At 73.0% G+C, this 4,001-nt stretch carries 5 protein-coding genes; 2 read left to right on the top strand and 3 right to left on the bottom strand.

Annotated elements, in window-relative coordinates; all coding sequences use genetic code 11:
* Positions 1-49: 49 nt before the first annotated feature.
* From E1283_RS33230 to E1283_RS33220, 3 genes are all read right to left on the bottom strand, one after another.
* The gene (locus E1283_RS33230; protein ID WP_132821888.1) at positions 50-1,147 is read right to left on the bottom strand and encodes a serine hydrolase domain-containing protein; all 1,098 of its coding nucleotides are present in this window, start codon (positions 1,145-1,147) and stop codon (positions 50-52) included.
* The gene (locus E1283_RS33225; RefSeq protein WP_132821887.1) at positions 1,144-1,662 is read right to left on the bottom strand and encodes a pyridoxamine 5'-phosphate oxidase family protein; all 519 of its coding nucleotides are present in this window, start codon (positions 1,660-1,662) and stop codon (positions 1,144-1,146) included. The genes E1283_RS33230 and E1283_RS33225 overlap by 4 nt, the downstream gene beginning before the upstream one ends.
* A 140-nt stretch (positions 1,663-1,802) precedes the next feature.
* Positions 1,803-2,594 (bottom strand): hypothetical protein, encoded by a 792-nt coding sequence (locus E1283_RS33220; RefSeq protein ID WP_132821886.1) that lies wholly within the window; start codon positions 2,592-2,594, stop codon positions 1,803-1,805.
* 88 nt (positions 2,595-2,682) lie between these two features.
* On the opposite strand from E1283_RS33220, the gene E1283_RS33215 reads away from it, so the two are divergent.
* Both E1283_RS33215 and E1283_RS33210 read left to right on the top strand, forming a co-directional pair.
* A complete protein-coding gene (locus E1283_RS33215; RefSeq protein ID WP_132821885.1) occupies positions 2,683-3,018 on the top strand; it encodes a hypothetical protein in 336 nt (111 codons plus the stop codon).
* Between the two features lie 73 nt (positions 3,019-3,091).
* Entirely contained in the window at positions 3,092-3,985 is an 894-nt protein-coding gene (locus E1283_RS33210) for a polysaccharide deacetylase family protein (RefSeq protein WP_132821884.1), read from the top strand.
* The last annotated feature ends 16 nt before the right edge of the window (positions 3,986-4,001 follow it).

The raw sequence follows: 4,001 nt of genomic DNA, 5'->3' as shown, positions 1-4,001 counted from the left end.
AGTTNTGTATAAGAGACAGCCCCGGCGGAACGACCCCTGGTGTCGATACTCAGGCACGCGGGTCGGTCTCGGCCGCGACCAGGTCCGCGAGGCGTCGCGCGGTGTCGAAGTGAGGGGTCAGACGGGTCTTGGCCATCGCGAAGGAGGTGCCGGTGGCGGTGTCGGCGTAGACGTAGCTGCCGCCGCCTCCGACACAGCCGAACGTGGTGGGCGTCTCGTCCGGCCGGGTACCGATGCGGCCGAGCGGATAGCCCAGGGCCAGCCGTGCGGGGTTGCCGAAGACCTGGTCGGTGCCCTCGAAGGCCACCGCCGTCAACTCCCCGAGCTGGCGCGAGCCGACGAGCCGGCCGTCGAGAACCGCGGCGTTCATGGCGGCCATCGCCCGCGCGGTGAAGGTGCCGACCGACGGGATGTCCGCTCGCAGGATCTCGTGGCTGTTGCCCATCCCCGCGGTCGGCCGCGTCTCCCAGGGCGCGAGTACGGCATCGCCGTCCGGCGGGGCGACCGGGGGCGGCGCGGCGTCTTCGAGGCGTGCCAGCCGGGCCAGCTCGGTCCGGGGCACACCGAAGTACAGGCCGCCCTCGATACCGAGTGGCACGGAGACCCACTCGCGCAGGAGGTGCCGCATCGGTTGGCCCGTGGCCCGGCGTGCGATCTCCCCGACCAGGAAGCCGTACGTGAACGAGTGGTACCCCGTCTCGGCACCGGGCCGCCACCGCGGTTCGGCGCCGGCGATCGCGGCGCAGACCCGAGCCCAGTCGGGCAGGTCGGCAGGGCCGATGCCACGAGGCATCGCCGGCACGCCGACCGAGTGCGTCAGCACGTGCCGAAGCGTCGCCGTCGCCTTGCCGTGGGCACCGAACTCCGGCCACACATCGACCACCCGGGTGTCGTATCCGACCGCACCGGTCCTGACGAGCAGATGGGCGATCAGCGACGTCATGGCCTTCCCGGCGGAGAAGCCGAAGAACGGAGTCTCCGGGGTCGCCCCGCGCCCGGTCCGGCCGTCGGCGACACCGGCGACGGCGTCGACTACGAGAACACCCCGGTGGTGGACGGCGACCTGCAGGCCGGTCTCGGCTCCGGTGTCGACGAGTTCGTCGAGGACGCCTTGGACCTTGTGCTGTAGCGAGGACGCCATCGTCACGGGCTCGGCCACGTGTAGCGGGTCTGGCTGGACGTCGGCAGCTTTCCGAACGCGAAGCCGACGGTCGGCGCGACGCGATACAGCCTGACGCCGCCCGCGACGACGGCCTCGCCCAACCCGTACCAGGAACCCTCGGGGCTGGTCAGATGCGGACCGTACTTCCGCTCGAAGTCCGCGACGGCCTGTTGCCGCTCGGAGCGCCCGTCCACCACGGACGCGACGCCCTCGATGACGACGTCCACACCGGTCAGGGCACTCGTGCCGGTCGTCAGCGCGCAGTGGGGATGGCGATCGAGGTTACGCGCCTTGCGCTCCTGACCACCCGTGGTGAAGCACATGCCCCCCAGACTCCAGGCCGCCAACAGGGGCGTCACGTGCGGTCGCCCGTCAGGCCGCACCGTGGAAAGCCAGAACACCTCCGCCTCACCGAGGACCGTCAACACCGACGCCCACGGCGTGGCCCGCGCGCCTGGAGACGAGAACGGCCCCAGCACCGCATCCGGTTCGCTGTCCACCCTGTCACATCCTCAATGGGGCGTGCCCGGCCAACGGGCACCCTCCGGTACGTGTCACGTCCTGCCTCTGCCGACCCGAACCCGGCGAGAAACTCATCGGTCGGCACACACCGGCAGGCTGGCCGCGGGCCTCGACGGGTTCAGCGAACGCGGCCGCCCTCCGTGACGAGCCATTCGCCGGTCTCCCAGTCGGTCGGGCCCGCGTCGACGCGGTAGCAGAGGTCGAACCTGAGGCCCAGGTCCGGCCAGGGGGAGGCGACGGGGACGACCCGGAAGACGTCCGCCAACTCGGGGAACGTGAAGCCCTCCGGTTCCGGGAACAGCCGCTGGAGCTCCGCGCGGGTGAGGTCGGTCCAGAGCGCGAACTGCCAGAGCGTCCGCGTCTGCCGCGTCTCGTGGACCAGCTCGAACCGCGGCTCGCGGCCGACGACGAAGTCGCGGATGTCGTCGGCGAGTTCGTCCGGCGTCGAGGGCAGCACGAACGGCCACTCCTCGCCCGTGGGGTAGCGGTACAGGGCGGACGACGCGGCGAGCCCGGATACCAGGTCGCGCCACCCCTCGGGCGGGACGAAGCGCGAGGGCACGTTCACGCCCGTGTGGTCGATCCGCCGCACCTGGCCGGCGAGGCGGCGGGTGAGGTCGGCGAGCTCGACCGGGGCGGGGTGGACGTGATCCTCCGGCGGCTCGGCGGACTCCCAGACGCCGATGGCGTGGCCCGTGGAGAACACGACCTCCGGCGTGGGCACGTCGGCCAGCCGGAACGTCGTCACCGGGTGGGCGCCGGCCGGGTGTGGCGGGGTGAGGCACAGGCCGCCGTCCGCGTCGCCGCCGGCGTACGGCACGTCGGCCCACAGCGTGGCCAACTCGCCGAGGAAGGCCCGCGATGCGGGCGTGGCGGGCAGCCGGAACGTGATCTCGGACAGGCGATCCATGCCCGCGACGGTAGTCGGATTCGCCCGGCCCGGGCCAGGACCGGGGACCCGGGTGCGGGTTCCGCCGTGGCGCGGCAGGATGGGGCGCATGGCCTCCTCCAAAGGTTCCCGTCTGTCGCTCTGCTCCGAGGACTCGGTGCTGTCCATCGCCTCCACCGGTTCGGTGCTCTCCATCGGGTCGGTCGGCTCCGCGCTCTCCGTCGGATCGGTCGGCAGCACCCTGTCGGTGGCGTCGATCGGCTCGGCGCTCTCGCTGCTCTCGGCCGGTTCCTGGCTGAGTGTCGGCTCCGTGCTCTCCGCCCAGTCGCGCTGGTCCGTGCTCTCCTGGCGCTCGCGGAGCGCCTTCCTCGCCGCCGGCGTCGTGGCGGGCGCCAGCCTGGCGGCCCTCCAGCGGACGCCGTCGGTGCTCGACGCGGACCGCTGACCGCTGCCCGGGACGGGACCCCCGGGGCCGGAAAACCCGAGCCGGCCGCGCCGCGCTCCGGCATGCTGGGCCGATGCGCCAACCCACGCCACTCGCCACCGAGTTGCTCGGCTTTCCACCGGACGCCCGGGTGCTGCTCCTCAACGCCGACGACCTGGGCATGCACGAGGCGGTCAACGCCGGCATCCTCGACGCCGTCGAGAACGGTGTCGTGAGCTCCTGCAGCCTGATGACGCCGTGCCCCGGCGCACCCGACGCGATCCGGCTGCTGCGCGACCGCCTCGCCGTGCCGTTCGGCATCCACCTCACCCTGGTCCGTGACACCGAGCGCGCGCCGTGGGGGCCGCTGGCCGATCCGGCGCTGGTGCCCTCGCTCCTCGACCCGGACGGTCGCTTCCTCACCAACTCGCCGGGCGACCGGGCCCGGCTCCTCGGCCAGGCGCGGGTGGACGAGGTCGAGCGGGAGTTCCGGGCCCAGATCGACGCCGCGAAGGACGTCGGCCGGTCGCCGACCCACCTCGACTTCCACTGCCTCGCGGACGGCGGGCGCGACGACATCCTCGACCTGACGGTGGCGCTGGCCGCCGAGTACGGGCTCGCCGTCCGGATCTGGCTGGAGCCGGCGCGCCGGAGGCTCCGCGAGCGCGGGCTGCCGGTCGTCGACCACCTGTTCCTGGACAGCTTCGCGCTGCCCACCGAGGACAAGCACGCCCACTACGCCGCGCTGCTCCGCGCCCTGCCACCCGGCCTGAGCGAGTGGGCGGTGCACCCGGCACTCGACACGCCTCAGTGGCGCGCGGCCGAGCCCGAGGGCTGGCGGGTGCGCGACGCCGACCACGCGTTCCTGACCTCCCCCGAGGCACGCGACCTGATCCGCCGGGAGGGGATCACCGTCATCGACTACCGCGTCATCCAACGCGCATGGCGCGACACCCCCCGCCCAGACCGGCGATCGGCCAGCCGTTAGGCGGGTACCTCCGCCC

Source organism: Streptomyces hainanensis (genome assembly GCF_004348415.1).
In the GTDB taxonomy this organism is placed as follows: Bacteria; Actinomycetota; Actinomycetes; order Streptomycetales; family Streptomycetaceae; genus Streptomyces; species Streptomyces hainanensis.
The sequence above is the reverse complement of the archived record's forward strand: the minus strand, read 5'-3'. Positions and strand labels throughout refer to the sequence as shown.

What these genes read in the sequence shown, in the direction of transcription:
- E1283_RS33220 (WP_132821886.1), bottom strand. Translation starts at nt 2,594, where the DNA reads ATGGATCGCCTGTCCGAGATCACGTTCCGGCTGCCCGCCACGCCCGCA.
- E1283_RS33215 (WP_132821885.1), top strand. Translation starts at nt 2,683, where the DNA reads ATGGCCTCCTCCAAAGGTTCCCGTCTGTCGCTCTGCTCCGAGGACTCG.
- E1283_RS33210 (WP_132821884.1), top strand. Translation starts at nt 3,092, where the DNA reads ATGCGCCAACCCACGCCACTCGCCACCGAGTTGCTCGGCTTTCCACCG.